The sequence below is a fragment of the bacterium genome (genome assembly GCA_024226335.1).
Taxonomy (GTDB): Bacteria; Myxococcota_A; UBA9160; order SZUA-336; family SZUA-336; genus JAAELY01.
This window is the reverse complement of the sequence record JAAELY010000328.1, coordinates 1-1,850: the sequence shown is the minus strand read 5'-3', so window position 1 is coordinate 1,850 and position 1,850 is coordinate 1. Positions and strand designations below refer to the sequence as shown.

At 62.4% G+C, this 1,850-nt stretch carries 1 protein-coding gene; it reads right to left on the bottom strand.

Going from position 1 to position 1,850, the window contains the following annotated elements; all coding sequences use genetic code 11:
* The coding region (locus GY725_17075) for a nitrate reductase subunit alpha (GenBank protein MCP4005905.1) at nucleotides 1-1,850 on the bottom strand (1,850 nt) is incomplete at both ends.

Genomic DNA, 1,850 nt, shown 5'->3' with positions numbered 1-1,850 from the left:
GCCGTTCCAGGTGATCGGCCGGCGCTCCCTGATCTCGTCGTAGAACTCCTCGCACTTGTAGCTGGTGCCGTGAGCCCCAACGCCGTTCTTTCTGACGTTCGGGCCGAGCGAGATGTACTGCTTGTACAGGTCCTTGTAGCTACGGGTGACGACCTGGAGTCCCGGCATCGTCTTTCCGGGAATCGCCTCGACCTCGCCGTCGAGCCACTCTTTCATGTCGGTCTGGGCGATCTCGGCGGGTGTGTCGTGGGCCAACGGCGTGGCCACCACATCGCGCACCTCGTCAGGGAAATGCCGTTCCGAAAGTTCGGAGAATTTCTCGGAGATGTCTTTGAAGATATTCCAGTCGCTCTTGGACTCCCAGCACGGCGGCACCGCCTCGGACAGCGGGTGCACGAAGCTGTGCATGTCGGTGGAGTTGAGGTCGGACTTCTCGTACCAAGTCGCGGCGGGCAATACGATGTCGGAGTACAGCGCCGACGTGTCCATGCGGAAATTCAGGTCGACGACCAGGTCCATCTTGCCCTGGGGCGCATTCTCGTGCCACGCGACCTCCTTCACGGAGTCCTTGGCGATCTCGGTTGCGATCGCGTTGTCGTGGGTGCCCAGGTAGTGCCGCAGGAAGTACTCGTGGCCTTTGCTGCTGGACATCAACGCGTTACCGCGCCAGATGAACCAGACGCGCGGCCAGTTTTCAGAGGCGTCGGGGTCCTCGACTGAGAACTTCAAGTCGCGTTTCTTCAGCCTGTCCACAATCGAGCGTACGACGTCTTCGCCCTTTTCCTCGGCTTCGCGCGCCAGATCCAAGCTGTTCTCGTTGAACTGCGGGTAGAAAGGAAGCCATCCGTTTCGCACCGCGCGCACCTGGGCGTCCATCGTGTGCCCGGCGGCCAGGGAGCCCTTGGGCTGGTTCGGCGGCACGGTGTGGTAATCCGTGAAGGACTTCTCGTAGCGCCACTGGTCGGTGTTCACATAGTGCCAGCTCGGCGCGTTCTGCAGGCGTGAGGCCGGGATCCAGTCCTTGGCGAAGGCGATCGCACCCCAGGACTCGGCGGGTGCAAGCTTCTCCTGCCCGACGTAGTGGGCCAGACCGCCGCCGTTCTTGCCCACGCAGCCACAGAACATCAGCGCGTGGATGCCGGCGCGGTACATCAGGTTGCCGTGGTACCAATGGTTGATGCCCGCACCGATGATGATCGTGCACTTGCCGCCGGTGTGCTCCGCGGTGCTGGCCCATTCGCGGGCGAACTGCAGGAGGTCCTTGCGGCCCAGCCCCGTGAATTTTTCTTGCCAGGCCGGGGTGTAGGGTGCGTCCGCATCGTCGTAGTCCGCGGGATACTCGCCTCCGAGCCCCCGGGGTACTCCGTACTGGGCCATCATCAGGTCGTAAACCGTGGTGACCGTGACCTGCTTGCCGTCGGCCGTGGTCAACGTCTTGACCGGCACCTCGCGGTGCAGCGGGCGTGCCTCGGCGAAATCGTCGAGCAAGACGCTGCGCTTGCCGTCCTCGATTCCGAGAAGGGTCAAGGTCGGATCGATGTCGCTACCTTCGACCGAGTCCTTGAGCGTCAGGTTCCATTTGCCCTTTTCCGTTTCCGCCCAGCGCGAGCCGACGCTTCCGCAAGGCACTTTCGGCCGATTCTCGTTCTTGTCCCAGAACAAGAATTTCCAGTCTCCGTTCTCGATGTCCGTGAAGGGCGCGAGACGGTTCGCGCGCAGTAACTGCCCCGGCTTGAACTCGCCGTCCTTCTCGACGATCTCGACGAGGTGCGGTGCGTCCGTGAACTGCTTGGTGTACTCGATGAACGCCGGGACTTGCCGTTCGTGGTGGTATTCCTTGAGGATGACGT